Here is a 20677-nt window from a genome sequence, read left to right on the forward strand (position 1 = left end):
GGGGGAGATGTCTGCGTTAGCAGACAGAGGGGGGTAGCAGCGCTGCCGCTCAAAACCGACTTTCATGGGATCTGAGAGGCCGTTTACCCCCCTCTGCCCCCTACCGGGGGCATCTCCCCCTCACGGGGGGAGAGGAAGCAAACGCTCGTGTCAATCCGCTCCTGAGAACGATTGAACGCATGCAAACAGACAACAAGCCGCCGCAGTTGCCCGCGGCGGCTTGTTCTTTTGGGCTGCGATGGGGCGCAGGTGCGACAAGCCCCGGTCCAACTGGCCGGGGCCTGACTTGTCCGGACCTCTCCGGGTCCGGGACAAACGGGTGACGCTTACTCGCCGGAATGGGCGAGCAGCGAGGCGTTGCCGCCGGAGGCTGCGGTGTTGATCGACACCACCTGCTCCAGCGCAAAGCGCTGCAGATAGGCCGGGCCGCCAGCCTTCGGGCCGGTGCCGGAGAGCCCGGAGCCGCCGAAGGGCTGGGTGCCGACGACCGCGCCGATGGTGTTGCGGTTGACGTAGACGTTGCCAACCGACAGGCGGTCGACGACGCGCTTCACCGTCGCGTCGATGCGGCTGTGCACGCCGAGGGTCAGGCCGTAGCCGGTGGCCGCAATGCTGTCGAGCATCGCGTCAAAGTCCTTGGCCTTGTAACGCACCACATGCAGCACCGGGCCGAAGACCTCGCGGGTGAGGTCTTCCGGACGGTCCAGCACCACGATATGCGGGGCGACATAGGTGCCGCCGGACAGCGCGCCGCCCGGCACCTTGCCGGCAAACTTGATGCGGCCGAGCTTGTCCATCTGGGCAAGGTGCGACAGGATATTGTCGCGCGCCTCGGCGTCGATCACCGGACCGACATCCGTGGTCGTCAGGCGCGGATCGCCCAGTTCCAGCTCCTTGGCCGCACCCTCGATCATCTCGATCAGATGATCGGCAACGTCTTCCTGCAGATAGACAAGGCGAAGGGCCGAGCAGCGCTGGCCAGCCGAGCGGAAGGCCGAGGTGACAACGTCGTCGCAGACCTGTTCCGGCAGGGCCGTCGCGTCCACCAGCATGGCGTTGATGCCGCCGGTCTCGGCGATCAGCGGCACGATGGGCCCACGCTTGGTGGCAAGCGCGCCATTGATCGCCCAGGCGGTCTCGGTCGAACCGGTGAAGGCGACACCGCCGACATGCGGGTGGCCGGTGAGCGCGGCGCCGACACGGCCGTCGCCGGGCACGAACACCAGCGCCTCTTCCGGCACACCAGCCTCATGCAGCATCTTCACCGCCTCGAAGGCGACGAGCGGCGTCTGCTCGGCCGGCTTGGCGACCACGGCGTTGCCGGCGACGAGCGCTGCGGCCACCTGACCAAGGAAGATGGCCAGCGGGAAGTTCCAGGGCGAGATGCAGACGAAGACGCCGCGGCCGCGCAGGCGGTAACGGTTTTCCTCGCCGGTCGGCCCCGGCATCAGCCGGCCTTCGCCGAACAGGCCACGGGCTTCTGCGGCGTAATAGCGGCAGAAGTCGACCGCCTCGCGGATCTCGGCAATGCCGTCGGACAGCGTCTTGCCGGCTTCCACGGCCAGCAGCGTCATCAGGCGGTCGCGCTTGGCTTCCATGAGGTCAGCCATCTTTTCCAGCGCGGCGGCGCGGGTCTCGACCGGGGTGCGCGACCAGGCTTCAAAGCCCTTGGCGGCAACGACCATCGCGGAGGAGGCGAGGGACACATCGGCCTCGATCACTTCGCCGACGACAAGGCTGCCGTCGATGGGCGAGCGCAGCGGACGCGCAGCGCCAGTTGCCTCGTGGCCGGGGACCAGCGGGCGGGCCGTGCCGGCCGGCAGGCCGACAGCCGCCATGCCGGCGAGAAGCTGCTGCCGCTCGGCTGCGTGGCCCAGTTCAAGGCCGGCAGAATTGGCGCGCGAGCTGCCATAGAGGCCTTCGGGGCGCGGGATGGAACCGTTGCGGGCGCGGTCGCCCCCTTCGAGGATATCACCAGGACGTTGCAGCATCTGACCCACCGGGATGGAAGCGTCTCCGACGATGGAGACGAAGGAAGAATTGGCGCCGTTCTCGAGCAGGCGCCGGACGAGATAGGCGAGGAGATCCTTGTGGCCGCCGACCGGCGCATAGACGCGGCAGGGGAAGCCGTCGCGCTCGACCACGGACTTGTAGAGGCTCTCGCCCATGCCATGCAGGCGCTGGAACTCGTAGCCGCCCTGGTTGCCAGCCATTTCCTGGATCTGGGCAACGGTAAGGGCGTTGTGCGTGGCAAACTGCGGGTAGAGCACATCGCGCGCGGCCAGCATGCGGCGGGCGCAGGCGAGATAGGACAGGTCCGTCGCCGCCTTGCGGGAGAAGACCGGATAGTCGTCAAGGCCGCGCTCCTGCGCGCGCTTCACTTCCGTGTCCCAGTAGGCGCCCTTGACGAGGCGCACCATCAGGCGGCGGTTGTGCAGGCGGGCCAGATCAATCAGCCAGTCGATGACCTCGCGGCCGCGCTTCTGGTAGGCCTGGACCGCGAGGCCGAAGCCGTCCCAGCCATCCAGCACCGGATGCGCGACGATGGCGGCGATGAGGTCGAGCGAGATCTCGAGCCGGTCGGCCTCTTCCGCGTCGATGGTGAAGTTGAGGTTGTAGCCGCGGGCCATCTTCACGAGGTCCAGGACCTTCGGCAGCAACTCGGTCTCGACGCGCTTGCCCTTGGTCGCCTCATAGCGCGGATGCAGGGCCGACAGCTTGACGGAGATGCCCGGGCGGTCCGGCAGCGGCTTTTCGCCGGCGGCCTTGCCGATGGATTCGATGGCCGCCGCATAGGAGCGGAAATAGCGGTCGGCGTCGTCCTGGGTGCGGGCGCCTTCGCCCAGCATGTCATAGGAGAAACGGTAGCCCTTCGGCTCCTGGCCGCTGGCGCGGGACAGGGCCTTGGAAATCGTCTCGCCCAGAACGAACTGGTGGCCAAGCAGGCGCATCGCCTGCTTGGTTGCGGTGCGCACCGCCGGCATGCCGAGGCGCTTGACCAGCGAAGCGAGGATGGTGTCCGGTGTATCCCCGGGGTGCAGCAGGCGCGAGGTCACACCCAGAGCCCAGGAGGAGGCGGACACCAGCCAGGTATCGGACTTCATGCCGTCGCCTTCGCCAAACTTGGCAGCGGCCAGCTTGTCCTCGATCAGCTTGTCGGCGGTCGCCGCATCCGGCACGCGCAGCAGCGCCTCGGCTAGCACCATCATCGCAAGGCCTTCGCGGGTGGTCAGGCCAAACTCGCGCATGAAGTCCTCGACACCGCCGAGGCCCGAGCGCGTGGCGCGCATAGTCTGGATGTAGTCGGTGGCCTTGGCGTCGATGCGGGATTCTGCATCCGGCGACAGCCGCGTTTCGGCCAGCATGCGTTTGACGAGATCGGCATCCTCCGGCGCGAAGTCAGCACGAAACGGGGGGGTGGAATCGAGAGCGCTTGCCGTTGTCACGAGACGTTACTCCGCTTCCGCCACTGGACGCGGCGGGGACCTGATTTTCCGCGAAGATATCAGCGTGGAGGCCTTCTTTTCCGGGTATTTTTGGCATAAAATCCGGGAAATTTAATTTTTGAGGCTGTCATGACTGAAAATTCCACGGATCTGGATCGGATCGACCGCAAGATCCTCGGCGTGCTGCAGACCGACGGCCGCATCACCACCACCGATCTGGCCGACAAGGTCGGCCTGTCCTCGACTGCAACCGCCGATCGGATGAAACGGCTGATCCGCGATGGCTACATCCTGCGCTTCACGGCGGAGCTGAATCCGCAGAAGCTCAATCTGTCGCTGCTGGTTTTCGTCGAGGTGAAGCTGGACAAGACGACGGCGGACGTCTTCGACGCCTTCGCCGCCGCCGTCTCGCGCTCTCCGGAGGTGCTGGAATGCCACATGGTGGCCGGTGGCTTCGATTATCTGGTGAAGAGCCGGGTGCGGGACATGACGCATTACCGGCAGTTTCTCGCCGAGGTGATCCTCAACCTGCCCGGCGTGCGCGAAACCCACACCTATGCGGTGATGGAGGACGTGAAGGACACGCACGTCCTTCCCATCTGACCTGGCCCATGCCAGCGTCACGGAGCTGTGTGTTGACCGTCATCGCAGCGCCAAGGCACGAAGACCTTTAGCAAATTTGAGAAATGTTCCGGGAGTTGTTTCGATGCAGGTGATCCGCCGCCAGTTTTTGCAAGGCCTTGCCACCGTCTCGCTCGTCGCGGTTCTGGCGACAGGCCCAAGCCTCGCGGCCGAGCCAGCAGACTGGGCCGGCATCAAGGAGGCCGCAAAGGGCCAGACGGTCTATTTCCACGCCTGGGGCGGCGAGCCGCGCATCAACGCCTACATCGACTGGGTCGCCGGCGAGCTGAAGCAGCAGTATGGCGTGACACTGGAACACGTGAAGGTCGATGACACCGCCAATGTGGTCGCGCGGGTACTGGCCGAGAAGACCGCCGGCAAGACCAGCGGCGGCGCGGTGGATCTCGTCTGGATCAACGGCGAGAACTTCGCCGCCATGAAGCGCGAAGGCCTGCTGCAGGCCGAGGCCTGGGCCGAACGCCTGCCGAACTGGTCACTGGTCGATGTCGAGGGCAAGCCGACGGTGCGCAAGGATTTCACCGTCGCCACCGATGGCCTCGAAAGCCCCTGGGGCATGGCGAAGCTGGTGTTCATGCATGACAGCGCAAGACTGGCCGAACCCCCGGCCTCGCTTCAGGCGCTGGCCGAGTTTGCCAAGGCGAACCCGGGACGCTTCACCTATCCTCAGCCGCCCAACTTCCATGGCTCGACCTTCCTGAAACAGGCCTTGAGCGACCTTATCGACGACCGCGAAAAGCTGGCCCGTCCGGTCGACCCGGCGCGGTTCGAGGCCGATACGGCCGCGCTCTTCGCCTGGCTCGATGCCCTCCACCCGAACCTGTGGCGCGGCGGCAAGGCCTTCCCGCAGTCCGTCGCGGCCCTCCGGCAGCTGCTGGCCGATGGCGAGGTCGACATCGCCTTCAGCTTCAACCCCGGCGACGCCTCGGCCGCGATCGCCGCAGGTGAACTGCCGGATACCGTCCGCAGTTTCGTGTTTGCTGGCGGCACCATCGGCAACAGCCATTTCGTCGCCATTCCGTTCAATGCCAACGCTCCGGCAGCTGCCAAGGTGCTCGCCAATTTCCTCTTGTCGCTCGAAGCGCAGGCACGCAAGGAAGACCCGGCGATCTGGGGCGATCCGACCGTGCTGAATGTCGCCGCGCTTGCCGATGCCGACAAGGCACGCTTCGCCGCCATTGATCTTGGGAAGGCCGGACTTTCTCCGTCCGCCCTCGGCCCGACACTTCCCGAACCGCATCCGAGCTGGATGGAGGCGCTGGAGGCCGCCTGGGCCAAACGCTACGGCGCACAATGAGCCAGTCACCTTGACGCCGGCGGCTCTACGTCCCGCAACACTGGCAATTGCCGTGTTTCTGGTTGGCCCGGTTGCCGCAGGCCTCATCGGGACCGCCCTGCCGGCGTTGGGCTATCTGCCGGCTGCCGGGGCCAGGGAGATGTCTCTGACGCCCGTGTCCATGCTGATGGAAACACCGGGTCTCAGCCGTTCGGTGTTGCTCAGTCTCGGCAGCGGCCTTGCCGCCACAGCTTTGTCGCTGCTGCTGGTGTTCCTGCTGCTGGCAGGGTGGATGAACAGCCCTGTCTTTAGGGTATTGCGCCGTTTGCTGGCGCCACTTCTGTCGGTTCCCCATGCTGCGGCGGCTTTGGGCCTTGCCCTCGTCATCGCACCGTCCGGCCTGCTGGTGCGTCTTGCTGCGCCTTTCAGTCCGGCGCTCGACCGGCCGCCGGACTGGCTGATCCTGCAGGATCCCTTCGCCCTGTCCCTGACGCTTGGTCTCGTCATCAAAGAAGTGCCGTTTCTGTTGCTGATGGCGCTGGCCGCCCTGCATCAGGTTGATGCCTTGCCGCGCGTGCGCCTGTCAGAAAGTCTTGGCTATGGCCGCATCGCCGCCTTTACTTATGCCGTCGCTCCGCAGCTCTACTGGCAAATACGGTTGCCGGTTCTGGCCGTTTTGGCGTTTTCGACGTCTGTCGTGGACATGGCGCTGATCCTGGGGCCAGGTCTGCCAGCAACCCTGTCCGTTCGTGTCGCCGGCTGGATGGGAGATCCGGATCTTCTCATCCGCATGAAAGGCGCAGCAGCAGCTCTGCTGCAGCTCGGGGTCAGCGGCTTTGCGGTGCTTGTCTGGATCGCCGGCGAGCGGCTGACCAGCAATCTGGTTCGGTACATGGCAACTGGCGGTTGCCGCCTGTCGTCAGACCGGACCGTGCGAGCGCTGAGCCTTGTCTGGATCTATATCCTCGTGGCTCTTGCCGTTGCCTCGCTGAGCGTGCTGGCCCTGTGGTCGGTTGCCGGAACCTGGCATTATCCCGACGTTCTTCCGCGCAGATGGACCGTGCAGTCATGGCTCCTGGCCGGCTCAGATCTGACCAGATCGGTCTCCACGACGTTGGTTCTCGGGCTGTCGGTCAGTCTGGTGGCAGCAGTCGTTGTCGTGGCGATGTTGCAGGAGGGCGTCCGGGCTCGGGGGCAACCGGTTCTTCGCCATGGCGGTGCCTGGATGTCGGCGCTTGTGTTCCTGCCGCTGCTCGTGCCGCAGGTGGCCTTCCTGTTTGGCTTGCAGGTCTTGTTCCTGCAAGCTGGCCTGGACGGCAGCTGGTGGGCCGTTGCCCTATCGCATCTGGTGTTCGTTCTGCCCTATGTCATCTTGTCACTTGCAGGCCCCTGGGCGGCCCTCGATCCGCGATATCGGCTGCTGGCGCTCAGTCTTGGTGCAAGTGAAGCCAAGGTGTTCTGGCGCATCCGCCTGCCGCTGATGCTCCCAGCGCTTGCCACGGCGGTCGCGCTCGGCCTTGCGGTGTCGGTTAGCCAGTATCTGCCGACGCTTCTGGTGGGCGGTGGCCGGGTGGTGACGGTCACCACCGAGGCAGTGGCTCTGGCCAGCGGTGGCAGCAGGCCGCTGATCGCGGTGCATGCGCTGGCGCAAATCGTCTTGCCCTTCGCCGGCTTTGCCGCCGCAGCGCTCCTGCCGCGCCTGCTGGTGCCTCGGCTTTATTCCGGGACGTTTTCATGAGCCCTCTTCGCCCTTCTTCCGGTTTGGCCCTGCAATCGTTGCGGCTGCGGCTCAATGGCCGCGTCCTGGTTTCACTCGACGCGCAGGTTGCCCAAGGCACTGTGCTCACGGTGATGGGCATGTCAGGCAGTGGTAAGTCGAGCCTGCTGGCAGCGCTTGCAGGGTTTGTGGCCGCGCCGTTTCAGGTCGAGGGCAGGATCATTCTCGCCGGGCGCGATGTCACGGACCAGCCGCCTCAACTCCGGCGCATGGGTCTGATGTTTCAGCATTCCCTGCTGTTTCCGCATCTGAGTGTCGGCGAGAACCTGCTGTTCGCCCTGCCACCGGGCGGTTCACGCCACGACCGGCGCGAAAGGATCACGATGGCCCTGACGGAAGCCGGACTGGACGGGTTCTTTACGCGCCATCCGCAGACCCTGTCCGGTGGCCAGCAATCGCGGGTGGCCCTGATCCGGGTGTTGCTGTCGGCGCCACAAGCACTCTTGCTGGACGAGCCGTTTTCAAGCCTTGATGCAAGTACCCGCGACACCATGCGGTGCCTTGTCTTTGAGGCAGCCCGCACCGCCGGGCTGCCTGTTGTGCTTGTCACCCATGACCCGCAGGATGCGGCGGCAGCGGGTGGGCAAATCGTCTCGCTGGACCCGTAAGCCGGCTACTCCGATGCGTCGGCCGGATCGGCCTGCAGCATGCCGTAACGCTCGATACCAATGCGGGATAGCAGTTCCAGTTGGGACTCGAGGAAGTCGATATGGCCTTCCTCATCGGCCATCAGCGTCTCGAAAAGCTTCATGGTGACATAGTCGCCGGCTTCCAGGCAGATCTCGCGTGCTTCCTTGTAGAGCGCCCGAGCGGAATATTCTCCGGCCAGGTCGCACTCGATCACTTCCTTCAGCGACTGCCCGATGCGCAAGGGATCCAGCATCTGCAGGTTGGGATGGCCTTCAAGGAAAATGATGCGGTCGATCAGCTGGTCCGCGTGCTGCATCTCCTCGATGGATTCCTCGCGTTCCTTCTTGGCCAGTTTGCTGAAGCCCCAGTCCGCAAGCAGGCGATAGTGCAGCCAGTACTGATTGACGGCGGTCAACTCGTGGCGCAGCGCCCGGTTGAGGTATTCGATAACTTTGACATCACCCTTCATGACTGTATCTCCCTCATTTAAGTCTTTGAGATGGAGCGCAAAGCAGTCGCCCTATCCTGTTGCCGCGCGTTGTCACGTCTTGCCGTCGTTTGGCATGTCGTGAATGATATCGATGACATTCGGGAAGCATCCGCCGCAGCGCGGCCGGCAGCCGAGCTTGCGGAAAACCGCACCCGGCGTCGGCAGGCGCGCGTCAGGGTCCGACCGCATTTCCTCGGCGGCCTCACGCAGCTGTTTGTCGGACAGGACATTGCAGGAGCAGATGATCATCGTCTTGTCTTGTTTTCCGCCGCACCCTTGCGCCGTGCTTCATCCGGGGCCAAGTCTGTCATGGAACGGACGGGCGGCATAAACTAAAGTTTCTTTCACGAGTCAACTTTTCCCCATCAAGGCCACACGAACTCGGGCCGGAAAGCACATCATGAGCCAGTTGCAGCAGCCGGACAGCCCGGCGGTAGACGCACGTCCAGCCATCGTTCTCACGGGTGCCAGTCGTGGCATCGGTCATGCGACCGTCAAGAAGTTTTCCGCCGAGGGCTGGCGTGTCATCACCTGCTCGCGCCACGCCTTTTCCACCCGCTGCCCCTGGCCTTCCGGTCCGGAGGATCACATCCAGATCGATCTGTCGGATCCTGAAAACCTCGGTTATGCCGTGCAGGAAATCCGCCGTCGGCTGGAGCCGAACGGGTCGAAACTCCATGCGCTTGTCAACAATGCCGGCATCAGCCCGAAGGATGACGGCGGACAGCGCCTCGACAGCCTGTCGACGCCAATGCACATCTGGCGGCATGTGTTCCAGGTCAACTTCTTTGCCCCGATCATGCTGGCCCGTGGCCTGTTCAAGGAATTGGAAACCGCGCGAGGCTCGATCGTCAATGTGACCTCGATTGCCGGCATGCGGGTTCATCCCTTTGCCGGAACGGCCTACGCGACGTCCAAGGCAGCCCTTGCGGCCCTGACACGCGAGATGGCCGCTGATTTCGGCCCGCATGGCATTCGTGTCAATGCAATCGCGCCGGGCGAGATCGACACCTCGATCCTGTCTCCGGGGACTGAGAAACTGATCGACGCCATCCCCTTGCGCCGCCTTGGTCAGCCGGACGAGGTTGCCGAGACCATCCACTTCCTTTGCACGGCGCCCTCCTCCTACGTGACAGGCTCGGAGATCCATATCAACGGCGGTCAGCATGTCTGATTGGTTGGAGATCGGTCGGAGATGCCGGAACGGATTGATACACGGCACGGCGAAGCGATAGTGAGGACGAATCAGGTTGAGCGGCAGGACGGCCTTCATCTGGTTCTCGTTGCGGCAGTTTCATCCGGGCGCAACACGCGCTGATTGCTGCGCAGCCAATGGCAGCCGCAGGGTACAAAAAATCAACAAAAACTGACCAGTGAAACCGGTTTAGGGAAGGCTTAACCGGTCAGGGCTGCAAACTCCCCTGAGGCTGCAATTGGGGATCGCAGAATGAATTTGACCCAACGTAAAATTTCAATTGGTTATCGGCTCTATGGATTGCTCGTCCTGTTTGCGCTCGGACTGGCTGGTCTGATCGCGGTTGAGTCCTGGCGCCAGTCCCATGCCTTGACGGCGTTGAAGCAGGCAGAGTTGCGCAGCCTGACTGAAACAGCCGTAGGCGTTCTGGCTGACCACTACAAGATGGCCCAGGACGGCAAGCTGACCGCAGACGAGGCAAAGAAACGAGCTTTCGATGTTTTGCGTGCCATGCGCTATGGTGGCGGCAACTATTTTGTCGTGCAGAGCATGGCGGCGGGCTACCCCGTTGTGATGCATCCGGCGCGTCCGGATCTGGTCGGCACGGACCAGACGACGCTTGCCGATGCCAATGGCAAGCTGTTTGCCAAGGAAATGGGAGACATTGCCCAACGGGCCGGCAAGGGCACCGTGCAGTATGTCTGGCCGAAGGCCGGCAGTGAGGCTCCCGTTGGCAAGATCTCCTATTTCGAGGCGTTCCGGCCCTGGAACATGTTTGTCCTGACCGGCGTCTATATGGACGACCTTTCGGCAATTTTCTGGGCTGATTTCCAGACGCGTCTGGGTCTCGGGCTTGGTCTTCTGGCGATTTTGGCCGTCGTTGCCGGACTGATCGTACGCTCGATCACGACACCATTGAAGTCGCTTCAGGGTGCGATGCTGGATCTTGCTGAAGGGCAGGTCGATGTCGCAATCCCGGGGCTTGAACGCGGTGACGAGATCGGCGACATGAGCCGCACCGTTGCCGTCTTCCAGACCAACGCCCGCGAACGCAACCATCTTCAGGATGAGCAGGCGCTCGAGCAGAAAGCGCAACACGACCGCCAGATCCAGATCGAATCGGCGGTGACCGAGTTCCGCTCCACGGTTGATGCGCTTCTGTCGGCCGTCGCCCAGAGCACCCATGAAATGGAAACGACCGCCGGAACGCTGTCGAACATTGCAAAGGCGTCTTCGGAACGCACCTCTACGGCGGCCAGTGCGTCAAGCGAAGCGTCGAGCAACGTCCAGTCGGTGGCCAGCGCTGCCGAAGAACTCTCTGCCTCCATTGCCGAGATCAGCGGTCAGGTCGCCCGGACCAGCCAGATCGTTGCCAAGGCAACCCAGAGCACCCTGGTGACAAACCAGAAGGTCTCGTCGCTCGCATTGGCTGCCAACAAGATCGGCGAAGTGGTTACCCTGATCCAGGCGATAGCCGAGCAGACCAACCTGCTGGCTTTGAATGCCACCATTGAAGCTGCTCGCGCCGGAGATGCAGGGCGGGGCTTTGCGGTCGTCGCGGCAGAGGTCAAGGAACTGGCCAACCAGACCTCGAAGGCGACCGAGGAAATCGGTTCGCAGATCTCGGCAATCCAGGCTTCCACCGGTGAGGCCGTGCAGGCGATCCAGGGAATTGCCTCGACCATGCAGACGGTCGATGGCTACACCACCGAGATCGCAGCTTCTGTGGAACAGCAAGGCGCGGCCACCAACGAGATCAGCCACAACGTGCAGCAGGCAACGCGCGGCACGATGGAGGTCTCGGAGGATATTCACAGCCTCGCAGCTTCGGTGAACCAGACCAGCGAGGCGGCAGGCCAGGTTCTGGGCGCATCCGGGCGTGTCAGCGACCAGACCGAGCGTCTGCGTGCCGCTTTTGACCGCTTTGTCACGACTGTTGCCGCAGCCTGACACCGGCGGTCTTGCGTCGAGACCAAGGGGGCCTCGCGGCCCCCTTTTACTTGATGACAAATCTCGACCTCACCGAGGTCATCCCGGCCAAGCGCAGCGCAGAGCCGGGACCGGAGAGTCGAGGTCTCTATAATTCAATGAGTTAAACCCCGTATAGACCTTGGCTCTCCGGTCCCGGATCTCCGCTTCGCTGCGTCCGGGATGACCAAACAGGGTTTGGCAGCAGTTTGAGGGGGCCTCTTGGTCCCCTTTTTTATTGCCCGGGGGATGGACCAGCTGAAATTTATTTCATCGCGAAGCGCAAAAAGTGAAGCGCGGCAAGGCAATAACACCCCAGCGTCAGATCTTGCTGCGGTGCGGTACGAAGTCTGTGGGGGGCAGAGTTTCATTCCCTTGCGGGCGCTACGTAATCCGCGGACATCGGTAAATACTCGTCTGTCAAAAATAACATTGAAAGCAAGAATAGCCGTCAAAATAATGAAAGCAGAATGTTGCTTCAGTCTTGGAGAGTCCTTCTGAAAATATACAGGGCATTAATCTAATGATGCGAGGGGTGGTTGCAATTCGCGCCGCAAATTCAACTTGGAAAGATGCTCTGATGTCTAAATTCGTTCGGATGTTCAACGACACCCGTCTGTTTTTCAAGGTTTCCGGCGGGTTTATTTCGATTGTCCTGTTGATGGCCGTGATTGGCGGGATGGCGATCTACACCCTCATCGGTTTGGCGCAGCGCAGCGAAATCTCCGATCTGGCGCTTGCCTCCATCACCGACCTGCAGAGCCTGTCAGCCGAGCGCGAGGCGTTTTTGCGCAAACCTGGCGCGGAAGCCGGCGACCGGGTCACGCTGGCCCTGACATCCCTTGATACGACCTTGTACGATCTCGGCGCTGGCCTCGCGAACGCCCCCCAGTCGCAGCAAAGCGTTACGGAGGCGCGGGAAAAGGCAACCGCCTTTGCCTCGACATTTGCCGCGGTGCGCCGAGACAGCCAGTCTGTCGAAGACAAGCTCGAGGTGGTCGATCGCGCCACGGCGCAGCTCGATAGCCTCACGCGAACCATTGGCAACGAGCTGCAGCGCCAGCAGCGCGATGCCGCCGATGCATCCATGCTCGCCGAAGCGGCACAGAACGACCTGCGCAAGCTCGGGCGTGTTGGTAGCGACATGCGGGTGCAGATAGATTTTCTACTGCCAATGTTTGGCAAGAATGCAGACTTCAAGCTGAACGAGGTCACTCCTGAGCTGCGTGCCAAGATTGATGAGGCGCTTGTTCAGATCAACGATGGTGCCATCAGGATCGCCACCTCGCGGCTCAAGGTCTTGCCGGAGGAAAAGAGCGCTGCGATGAAATCACACGTGCAGACGCTCGCTTCACAGTTGCCGGCGATGCTGGACGAGACGAACCTGTTCAATCGCATGGGCCAGAAGAAAGACGTTGCCGACAGCCTCAGCTTGCTCGCCAAAGAGACAACAGCGGCACAATTTGCGGTCTACGCTGCGCTCGACAAAGCCTTGGATGGGGCGACGAGCCTGCAGCAGCGACTGGCGGTGCTGACGACGATCGGCCAGCAGGCGCTTGAGATTGCCAGCTCGATCTCGACCGTGAAGAACGGCACGACGAGCTTCCTGACGGGCATGGGCGATGCGGCTCCCGACGCGGTGGAAGCCGAAATCGACATGCTTGGCATGTATGCCATGCAGCTTGAAAGAGCGGCAACGCTGATCCCGGCTGCCGCCGACGCAATCGCCGCCATGCCGCAGGCGCTGGAGGACTATGCGGCGGCATTCACCGAAATCCGCAAGGCCAAGGGTGATCTCGAGGCCAATCGGAGCGAACTCGACCGGCTGACCGTGGTTTTGCAGGACACGGCAACCGGGCTTGCCAGTGCCCAGTCGGCTGCGAACCGGATGGCTGGCGATGTGGCGGTCACAACGATTGGTGTCGCGCTTGGCGTGGCTGTGGTTGTGGCGCTGGCGCTGGCCTTTGTTCTGAACCTTGTGATCACGAAGCCGATCCGGGCCATGACCACCACCATGCGGCGTCTTGCTGAAGGTGACACGGCAACGGCTGTGCCCGGTCTTGAGCGCGCGGACGAGATTGGCGATATGGGCCGCGCTGTCCAGGTCTTCAAGGACAACGCCCTTGAGCGGATGCGCCTTGAAGCCCGGACCCAGGCGGAAACAGAGGCGCAGCGGCGTCGCCAGACGACGATCGAGCATCTGATCGCGACCTTCCGGACGACCTCGCAGGAGCTCATCGGCTCCGTTGAGGGGACGGCCCGCGGGCTTGGGGAAACGGCGCAGAAACTGACCGAAATCTCCCGTGTCAGCGCAACGCGTGCCGACGAGACCGCAGCTGCTGCAGGAACTGCGACCGACGGGGTGGAGAGTGTTGCCAGCGCAGCCGAACAACTGGCCGCCTCGATCAACGAAATCGGACAACAGGTCTCCATGACGACCCAGATCGTTGGTGACGCCACCATCGGGACACGGGACACAAACGGCAAGGTCACCAGTCTTGCCGCCGCAGCCGAAAAGATCGGCGAAGTCGTGACCCTGATCCAGAACATCGCGGCCCAGACAAATCTTCTGGCACTCAATGCGACCATCGAGGCGGCCCGGGCCGGCGAGGCTGGCCGCGGATTTGCGGTCGTGGCGGCGGAAGTGAAGGAACTGGCCAATCAGACATCGCGGGCGACGGAGGATATCTCGGCGCAGATTTCGGCGATCCAGCTGGCGACCGATGAATCCGCTACGGCAATCGCCGGCATCAGCCGCGTGATGGATCAGGTGAACGACTACACCGCCTCCATCGCCTCGGCTGTAACGCAGCAGAGCGCGGCGACAAGCAACATCTCGCAGAATGTCCGCATGGCGGCAGCCGGCACCACGGCGGTGGCCGGGAACATGTCGGCGCTGACCGAGGCTGTCGACGAGACGGCCCGGTCTGCCGAAATGGTCCTTACCGCATCGACCGACGTCAACGGCAAGACGCAGCATCTCAAGCAGGAAGTGGATCGCTTCCTGGCCGCCGTCGCGGCCGCCTGAGGTCAGGACCGAACAAAAGACGAGGCCCCGGAGCGTCATCGCGCTCCAGGGCCTCATTGTCTGTCGTATCAGGCTGCTGCGACAGCGCGCTTGGCCATCACGGTCACGAGATTGGCGCGGTAGTCGGCCGAGCCATGGATGTCGGACAGCATGTCGTCCGCCTGCACGTTGATCGAGGCAACGGCATCTGCGGACCAGTTGGCGCTGAGGGCTGCTTCCATGGCCGGGATGCGGAACACGCCGTTCTGCCCGGCGCCGGTTGCTGCGACGCGGACCGAACCATCCTTGAAGCGGGCGACAAAGACGCCGGCCATGGCATAGCGCGAGGCCGGGTTCGGGTACTTGGCGTAGGCCGACTTTTCCGGCACCGGGAAACTGATCGCGGTGATGATCTCGTTTTCCTCAAGCGCGGTATCGAACATGCCGGTGAAGTAATCTTCAGCGGCGATGTCGCGCGAGCTGGTGTGAACCGTCGCCCCGAGCGCCATCACGGCCGAGGGATAATCCGCTGCCGGGTCATTGTTGGCGACGGAGCCACCAATGGTGCCCATGTGGCGGACATGCGGGTCACCAATACCGCCGGCGAGTTTGGCAAGGCCGGGGATCAGGCGCTGGACCAGCGCGGAGCCGGCCACGTCCGCATGCTTGGTTCCGGCTCCGATGCGCAGGCTGCCGCCTGCCTCGGTGATGCCCTGAAGCTCGGCAATCTGGCCAAGGTCGATAAGATCGCTCGGGGCTGCCAGGCGCTGCTTCATGGTCGGGATCAAGGTCTGGCCGCCGGCGAGGAACTTGCCGTCATCAGCCTTGGCCATCAAGCTGGCCGCTTCGCTGACCGATCCGGCGCGGTGATAATTGGTTTCATACATCGTGTTCGTGCTCCCTTGGGGAAAGCGTGAAGGGGAACCGGGGCTGGCGCTGCCGTATCAGCGCGCCAGCCCGCTGCCGTTGGTCACTCGGCTGCCATCGCCCGGCGGCTGTCCTGGATCGCCTTCCAGACGCGTTCCGGGGTTGCCGGCATGGCCATCTCGCGGATGCCGAGCGCGTCGGTGATGGCGTTGATGACGGCCGGGGGCGAGCCGATCGCGCCGGCTTCGCCGCAGCCCTTCATGCCGAGCGGGTTGCCCGGGCAGATGGTCTCCGTCGTCATCAGCGTGTAGGACGGCACGTCGTCCGCGCGCGGCATGGCATAATCCATGAACGAACCGGTGATCAGCTGGCCGCCCTCGTCATAGGCCGTGTTTTCGAGCAGCGCCTGGCCGATACCCTGGGTCAGGCCGCCATGCACCTGGCCCTCGACGATCATCGGGTTGATGATCTTGCCGAAGTCATCCGCAGCCACGAAGTTGATGATCTGCGTCTTGCCGGTTTCCGGATCGATCTCGACCTCGCAGACATAGGTGCCAGCGGGGAAGGTGAAGTTCGACGGATCGTAGAACGCGCCTTCCTTGAGGCCCGGCTCCATGCCGGCCGGCAGGTTGTGGGCCGTGTAGGCGGCGAGTGCCACCTGGAAGAAGGGCAGGGCCTTGTCCGTGCCGGCAACCTTCAGCTGGCCGCCTTCAAAGACGATGTCGCCCTCGGCAGCTTCCATCAGATGCGCGGCGATCTTCTTGGCCTTTGCCTCGACCTTGTCGAGCGCCTTGACGATGGCCGACATGCCGACCGCGCCGGACCGCGAGCCGTAGGTGCCCATGCCGAACTGTACCTTGTCGGTGTCGCCATGCACGATCGACACACTGTCGGTGTCGACGCCGAAGCGATCCGAGATCAGCTGGGCGAAGGTGGTCTCATGACCCTGGCCATGGCTGTGCGAGCCCGTCAGGACCTCGATGGTGCCAACCGGATTGACGCGCACTTCGGCCGACTCCCAGAGGCCGACGCCCGCGCCGAGCGATCCCACGGCCGCCGAAGGCGCAATGCCGCAGGCCTCAATGTAGCAGGACAGGCCAATGCCGCGCAGCTTGCCACGCCGTGCCGCCTCGGCCTTGCGGGCGGGGAAGCCGGCATAGTCGACAGCCTTCAGTGCCGCATCCAGCGTGGCGTCATAGTCGCCCGCATCGTAGCACATGATCACCGGCGTCTGGTGCGGGAAGGCGCGGATGAAGTTGCGGCGGCGGAACTCGGCCGGGTCCAGCCCGACTTCGCGTGCAGCCGTTTCCATCATGCGTTCAACCAGATAGGTCGCCTCGGGCCGTCCGGCACCACGGTAGGCGTCGACCGGCGTGGTGTTGGTGTAAACGGCCTTCACGTTACAGAAGATGGCCGGGATGTCGTACTGGCCCGACAACAGCGTCGCATAGAGGTAGGTCGGCACCGATGACGAGAACAGCGACATGTAGGCGCCGATGTTCGCGATGGTGTTGACGCGGAAGCCGATGATCTTGTGGTTGGCGTCCAGCGCCAGTTCGGCCTCAGACCGGTGATCGCGGCCATGGGCATCCGTGAGGAAGGCCTCGGTTCGGTCGCTGACCCACTTCACCGGACGGCCAACGCGCTTGGATGCCCACAGGCAGACCATCTCTTCCGGGTAGATGTAGATTTTCGAGCCGAAACCGCCGCCCACATCCGGCGCGATGACCCGCAGCTTGTGCTCGGGCGCGATGTTGTAGAAGGCCGACAGCACCAGGCGCGCCACATGCGGGTTCTGCGAAGTGGTATGCAGCGTGAAGTGCTCCTCGGCCGCATCATAGTCGGCAAGCGCCGCACGCGGCTCCATCGGGTTCGGCACCAGACGGTTGTTGGTGATGTCGAGCCTGGTGACATGGGCTGCCTTGGCGAAGGCCGCGTTGGTGGCTGCCTCGTCACCGATGACCCAGTCATAGATCAGGTTGCCGGGGGCTTCCGGATGCAGCTGCGGTGCGCCGGGTTGCAGCGCCGCGGCCGGATCGACGATGACCGGCAGTTCCTCATAGGAAACGACGACAGCTTCTGCCGCATCCCGGGCCTGACCCTGGGTCTCAGCGATGACAACGGCCACCGCCTGTCCGGCATAGCGCACGATCTCCGGTTCCAGCGCGCGCCAGGCGCCCATCTTCATCGGTGTGCCGTCACGCGAATGGATCATCCAGCCGCAGATGAGGTTGCCGACGCCGTCGCCGACCAGCTGCTCACCCGTGAGCACGGCCTCGACACCGGGCATCTCCAGCGCCGCGCTGGCATCAATCCCGGTGATCCGGGCGTGGGCATGCGGCGAGCGCACAAAAGCCGCAAAGGTCATGCGCGCGGCCGTCATGTCGTCGGTGTACCGGCCCTTGCCGGTGATGAAGCGCTTGTCTTCCTTGCGCAGGGCACGAGCCCCGATGCCTTGAACTCCCATGGACGTTCTCCCTCAGGCAGCGTCTTGCTGCTTGTCCGGCCCGGCTGGTGCCGCCTCCTCACGGCCGTGATCCAGCCTGCCGGTCCAGTTCAGATGTCCCGCGCGGCAACCGCGCAGGTGGGAAACTGAAGCGTGCCGGTTACTCGGCAGCGGTGCGCATGCTGGCCATCTGGTCAGCCGCGGCTTTGATCGCCTTGACGATGTTGTGGTAGCCGGTGCAGCGGCAGATGTTGCCTTCCAGCTCGTGGCGGATGGTTGCCTCATCAAGGTTCGCGCCATGCCGCTCGATCATGTCGACCGCGGCCATGATCATGCCGGGCGTGCAGAAGCCGCATTGCAGGCCATGATGCTCGCGGAACGCCGCCTGCACCGGATGCAGATCTGCCCCGTTGGCCAGTCCTTCAATCGTGGTGACGGTCGCCCCGCCCGCCTGGGCCGCCAGCATTGTGCAGGACTTCACGGCCTTGCCGTTCACATGCACGACGCAGGCGCCGCACTGCGATGTATCGCAGCCGACATGCGTTCCGGTCAGGCCCTGGGCCTCCCGCAGATAGTGAACCAGCAAGGTGCGGTCTTCGACATCCGCCGAGACCTTCTTGCCGTTCACGGTCATGGATACTTTCGCCATGCTTTTGTTCCTCCCTCAGGTCTGCCTGACCGGTTCGCGTCACCGCCAGACAGGGTCATTTCATGTCATGCCAGGACCGGTGGTCCCGCAACTTGTGCCGTCTAGTTTGCCAGCGCCAGCACAGCGATGACGGCGGCCAATGCGATGAGGCCCCACATCATCGGACCGCCAAAGCTTCCTTTCGCGGCGGCTTCCTCAACTTTCTCCTCCGCGTCAATGACGGCCTGGCCAATGTGGTGCTCCATGTCGCCTGCGGCATGAACCACGGCTTCGCCAGCCTGGGTCATTGCGATCGTGCGGGCCTCCTCGATCACGGCGATATCCGGATCGGACGCATCATCCTCTTGGGTTGTCGCCGCAGCGCCAGCAACCATTTCGGAGAACTTGCCGAAGAACTCGTCCGCCATCTTGCGTGCGGTGGAATCGATCAGACGGCTGCCCAGCTGGGCCAGCTTGCCGCCCACCTGGGCCCTTGCGGTATAGGTCAGGATTGTGTCGTCACCGTCCTCGGTCAGCTTCACATCCGCGCCGCCCTTGGCAAAACCGGCGACGCCGCCCTTGCCTTCGCCGGTGATCGTGTAGCTTTCGGGCGGGTTGATGTTCTCGAGCGTGACGACGCCGGTAAAGTGGGCTTTCACCGGGCCGATTTTTGAGGTGACAGATGCCGTCATCTGCGTCGGCGACGTCATTTCCAGGCTTTCACAGCCAGGAATGCAAGCCTTCAGCACCTCGGGATCGTTCAGGGCGTTCCACACATCGTTGCGTGGCGCGGGAATGCGATACTCACCCGACATATCCATGACGGTCCGGCCTCCCTCTGTCGTCTCCGGTCAGTCCGGAGCACTTTCGCGTCGCTGCAAACCGGGCGGAACCTTCCCCCGCTGATCGAAGGGATCGGCTGCGCGCCAGACGTGTAGCGCTGCGCTGCGTCAGCCAAGAGTGTCGGACCTTGGCGCCCCTGACAAGCGGAGACGTGACCCGCATCAGCCATCCGGAGGACGTTGGTCCCCTCGGATCGTTCACACCGGTCACTCGTCTCGCAAGCCGGTTGCGGCCTTGCCCCTCCTCCAGGGGCGGCCCGGCAATGGCTGACGCCGCAAGACTGCGTCCTGAAGCGCAGGCCTGCAAGCGCGGTTCCCTAGCGATAGCCGAGAAATGTCTCAGCCCTGAGACAGGGCGCCGACGCCCGGCTTGCTGGCGGCTCAGTCACTGAGTCCGTGTTGCGCCATCTTGCGATACATCGTCGCCCGGCTGATGCCGAGATCGCGCGCGGCCGCCGAGACGTTGCCCTGGGCGCGAGCCAATGCCCGGCGCAGAGCTGCCCGTTCTGTTCCGCGGCCTTCGCCTTCCTGCTCGCCGAGGTAGGGCGCGGCTGACGGCGCGGCTGCGAGCAGCGCATCCGTCAGTTCCAGTGCCTTGCGTGCCTGCCGCGTTGCGCCGACGATCACATCATCCTTGTCGAGGGCGAGCAGGGAAACGCCCGCCGTGCCATGACCTTCGGCCACGACAATACGGCAGCCATGAAACGCCGACCGGAACAGGTCGCTTTCGACGGCTCTTGCGCTCTCTGCCACGATGAGACCCAGCATCTGCGCGTAAGGCAGTTCCAGATCCCGGCGGCAGCTGGATACATCGAGAACGCCTGCCATTTGACCGGTCGGATCGAAGATCGGCGCCCCCATGCAGCTCATGGCGATGTTGTCGGTGCGGAAATGCTGGTCCTGGTGAATGACCACCGCGCGGCGCTCCGCCGCGCAGGTGCCGATGCCATTGGTGCCCTCCATGGCCTCGCTCCAGACGGCCCCGGTCGCCAGTCCCCAGCTGTCAAAGTCCCTGGCATCGCCGGCCGCGCGGCGGGCCTCGAGGATCAGTCCGTCGGTATCGGTGAGGGCCACGGAGCAGCCGCTGCTGCCGAGCGTGGAGTAAAGCCGCTCCAGCGTTGGCATGGCGATCCGGATCAGGTCCTGCGATCGTTCACGCGCCTGGCGCAGGGAACCGTCCTCGACACGGTGAGCCGACCTGCGGCTGGCAGGATCGAGTCCGTGATAGACCATCGAGCGGCGCCAGGATGCCGCTATGCCTGACGTTGCGGCACAGACCTTGCTGTTGACAGCTTCGGCGACGCGGTCGGCATGGCTGCGCCCGCGTCCAGGAACGCTCAGCATGCGTCTCTCCTCCCTAGACGGGTCTTTCGCCCGTTTGTTCTCCTCTTGAAGGGACAGGCGATCAAATCCCGGTGCTGTTGTCAAAAGCTTTCGCATTTATCGCCGGGAAAGCTGCTCACGTG

Annotated in this window: 15 protein-coding genes; 7 read left to right on the forward strand and 8 right to left on the reverse strand. The window is 63.7% G+C overall.

Features of this window, described 5'->3' with window-relative positions; translation table 11 throughout:
- Nucleotides 1–326 precede the first annotated feature (326 nt).
- The gene (putA, locus tag C8348_RS13485; RefSeq protein WP_106753874.1) at nucleotides 327–3446 is read right to left on the reverse strand and encodes a bifunctional proline dehydrogenase/L-glutamate gamma-semialdehyde dehydrogenase PutA; all 3120 of its coding nucleotides are present in this window, start codon (nucleotides 3444–3446) and stop codon (nucleotides 327–329) included.
- Between the two features lie 129 nt (nucleotides 3447–3575).
- Between putA and C8348_RS13490 the strand changes: the two genes are divergently transcribed.
- The 4 genes from C8348_RS13490 to C8348_RS13505 all read left to right on the forward strand — a co-directional run bounded on the left by C8348_RS13490 (nucleotide 3576) and on the right by C8348_RS13505 (nucleotide 7746).
- Complete coding sequence (locus C8348_RS13490) at nucleotides 3576–4049, forward strand: Lrp/AsnC ligand binding domain-containing protein (protein WP_106753875.1); 474 nt, start codon at nucleotides 3576–3578, stop codon at nucleotides 4047–4049.
- A 103-nt stretch (nucleotides 4050–4152) separates the two neighbouring features.
- On the forward strand, nucleotides 4153–5382 hold the full coding sequence (locus C8348_RS13495) for an ABC transporter substrate-binding protein (RefSeq protein ID WP_106753876.1): 1230 nt from the start codon (nucleotides 4153–4155) through the stop codon (nucleotides 5380–5382).
- Between the two features lie 10 nt (nucleotides 5383–5392).
- Nucleotides 5393–7099: an ABC transporter permease gene (locus C8348_RS13500; protein WP_208983754.1), complete on the forward strand. Its 1707-nt coding sequence runs from the start codon at nucleotides 5393–5395 to the stop codon at nucleotides 7097–7099.
- Entirely contained in the window at nucleotides 7096–7746 is a 651-nt protein-coding gene (locus C8348_RS13505; RefSeq protein ID WP_106753877.1) for an ATP-binding cassette domain-containing protein, read from the forward strand. Before C8348_RS13500 ends, C8348_RS13505 begins: the two co-directional genes overlap by 4 nt.
- A gap of 5 nt (nucleotides 7747–7751) precedes the next feature.
- On the opposite strand, the gene bfr is transcribed toward C8348_RS13505, so the two are convergent.
- Both bfr and C8348_RS13515 read right to left on the reverse strand, forming a co-directional pair.
- Nucleotides 7752–8237, reverse strand: coding sequence for a bacterioferritin (bfr, locus tag C8348_RS13510; RefSeq protein WP_106753878.1), 486 nt, complete (start codon nucleotides 8235–8237; stop codon nucleotides 7752–7754).
- 72 nt (nucleotides 8238–8309) lie between these two features.
- Complete coding sequence (locus tag C8348_RS13515; protein WP_106753879.1) at nucleotides 8310–8507, reverse strand: (2Fe-2S)-binding protein; 198 nt, start codon at nucleotides 8505–8507, stop codon at nucleotides 8310–8312.
- A 151-nt stretch (nucleotides 8508–8658) separates the two neighbouring features.
- On the opposite strand from C8348_RS13515, the gene C8348_RS13520 reads away from it, so the two are divergent.
- The 3 genes from C8348_RS13520 to C8348_RS13530 all read left to right on the forward strand — a co-directional run bounded on the left by C8348_RS13520 (nucleotide 8659) and on the right by C8348_RS13530 (nucleotide 14449).
- Nucleotides 8659–9432, forward strand: coding sequence for an SDR family NAD(P)-dependent oxidoreductase (locus tag C8348_RS13520; RefSeq protein ID WP_106753880.1), 774 nt, complete (start codon nucleotides 8659–8661; stop codon nucleotides 9430–9432).
- Between the two features lie 273 nt (nucleotides 9433–9705).
- Nucleotides 9706–11403 carry a methyl-accepting chemotaxis protein gene (locus tag C8348_RS13525; RefSeq protein WP_106753881.1) on the forward strand — a complete coding sequence of 566 codons (1698 nt, stop codon included), beginning with the start codon at nucleotides 9706–9708 and terminating at the stop codon, nucleotides 11401–11403.
- 598 nt (nucleotides 11404–12001) lie between these two features.
- Nucleotides 12002–14449, forward strand: a complete 2448-nt coding sequence (locus tag C8348_RS13530) for a methyl-accepting chemotaxis protein (RefSeq protein ID WP_198647047.1) — start codon at nucleotides 12002–12004, stop codon at nucleotides 14447–14449.
- Nucleotides 14450–14517: 68 nt separating this feature from the next.
- Here the strand turns inward: C8348_RS13530 and C8348_RS13535 are convergent, their stop codons facing one another.
- The 5 genes from C8348_RS13535 to C8348_RS13555 all read right to left on the reverse strand — a co-directional run bounded on the left by C8348_RS13535 (nucleotide 14518) and on the right by C8348_RS13555 (nucleotide 20555).
- The gene (locus tag C8348_RS13535; protein ID WP_106753883.1) at nucleotides 14518–15315 is read right to left on the reverse strand and encodes an FAD binding domain-containing protein; all 798 of its coding nucleotides are present in this window, start codon (nucleotides 15313–15315) and stop codon (nucleotides 14518–14520) included.
- An 83-nt stretch (nucleotides 15316–15398) separates the two neighbouring features.
- Nucleotides 15399–17762 carry a xanthine dehydrogenase family protein molybdopterin-binding subunit gene (locus C8348_RS13540; RefSeq protein WP_106753884.1) on the reverse strand — a complete coding sequence of 788 codons (2364 nt, stop codon included), beginning with the start codon at nucleotides 17760–17762 and terminating at the stop codon, nucleotides 15399–15401.
- Nucleotides 17763–17901: 139 nt separating this feature from the next.
- On the reverse strand, nucleotides 17902–18390 hold the full coding sequence (locus C8348_RS13545) for a (2Fe-2S)-binding protein (RefSeq protein WP_106753885.1): 489 nt from the start codon (nucleotides 18388–18390) through the stop codon (nucleotides 17902–17904).
- Between the two features lie 101 nt (nucleotides 18391–18491).
- Entirely contained in the window at nucleotides 18492–19190 is a 699-nt protein-coding gene (locus C8348_RS13550; RefSeq protein ID WP_106753886.1) for an SRPBCC family protein, read from the reverse strand.
- A 402-nt stretch (nucleotides 19191–19592) separates the two neighbouring features.
- Nucleotides 19593–20555, reverse strand: coding sequence for a GAF domain-containing protein (locus tag C8348_RS13555; protein ID WP_106753887.1), 963 nt, complete (start codon nucleotides 20553–20555; stop codon nucleotides 19593–19595).
- Nucleotides 20556–20677 lie beyond the last annotated feature (122 nt).

The sequence above is a fragment of the Pannonibacter carbonis genome (genome assembly GCF_003012935.1).
GTDB lineage: Bacteria > Pseudomonadota > Alphaproteobacteria > Rhizobiales > Stappiaceae > Pannonibacter > Pannonibacter carbonis.

Excerpts from the sequence above, each read along its gene's own strand:
- C8348_RS13490 (WP_106753875.1), top strand. The coding sequence starts at position 3,576 with ATGACTGAAAATTCCACGGATCTGGATCGGATCGACCGCAAGATCCTC.
- C8348_RS13495 (WP_106753876.1), top strand. The coding sequence starts at position 4,153 with ATGCAGGTGATCCGCCGCCAGTTTTTGCAAGGCCTTGCCACCGTCTCG.
- C8348_RS13505 (WP_106753877.1), top strand. The coding sequence starts at position 7,096 with ATGAGCCCTCTTCGCCCTTCTTCCGGTTTGGCCCTGCAATCGTTGCGG.
- bfr (WP_106753878.1), bottom strand. The coding sequence starts at position 8,237 with ATGAAGGGTGATGTCAAAGTTATCGAATACCTCAACCGGGCGCTGCGC.
- C8348_RS13515 (WP_106753879.1), bottom strand. The coding sequence starts at position 8,507 with ATGATCATCTGCTCCTGCAATGTCCTGTCCGACAAACAGCTGCGTGAG.
- C8348_RS13520 (WP_106753880.1), top strand. The coding sequence starts at position 8,659 with ATGAGCCAGTTGCAGCAGCCGGACAGCCCGGCGGTAGACGCACGTCCA.
- C8348_RS13525 (WP_106753881.1), top strand. The coding sequence starts at position 9,706 with ATGAATTTGACCCAACGTAAAATTTCAATTGGTTATCGGCTCTATGGA.
- C8348_RS13530 (WP_198647047.1), top strand. The coding sequence starts at position 12,002 with ATGTCTAAATTCGTTCGGATGTTCAACGACACCCGTCTGTTTTTCAAG.
- C8348_RS13535 (WP_106753883.1), bottom strand. The coding sequence starts at position 15,315 with ATGTATGAAACCAATTATCACCGCGCCGGATCGGTCAGCGAAGCGGCC.
- C8348_RS13540 (WP_106753884.1), bottom strand. The coding sequence starts at position 17,762 with ATGGGAGTTCAAGGCATCGGGGCTCGTGCCCTGCGCAAGGAAGACAAG.
- C8348_RS13545 (WP_106753885.1), bottom strand. The coding sequence starts at position 18,390 with ATGGCGAAAGTATCCATGACCGTGAACGGCAAGAAGGTCTCGGCGGAT.
- C8348_RS13550 (WP_106753886.1), bottom strand. The coding sequence starts at position 19,190 with ATGGATATGTCGGGTGAGTATCGCATTCCCGCGCCACGCAACGATGTG.
- C8348_RS13555 (WP_106753887.1), bottom strand. The coding sequence starts at position 20,555 with ATGCTGAGCGTTCCTGGACGCGGGCGCAGCCATGCCGACCGCGTCGCC.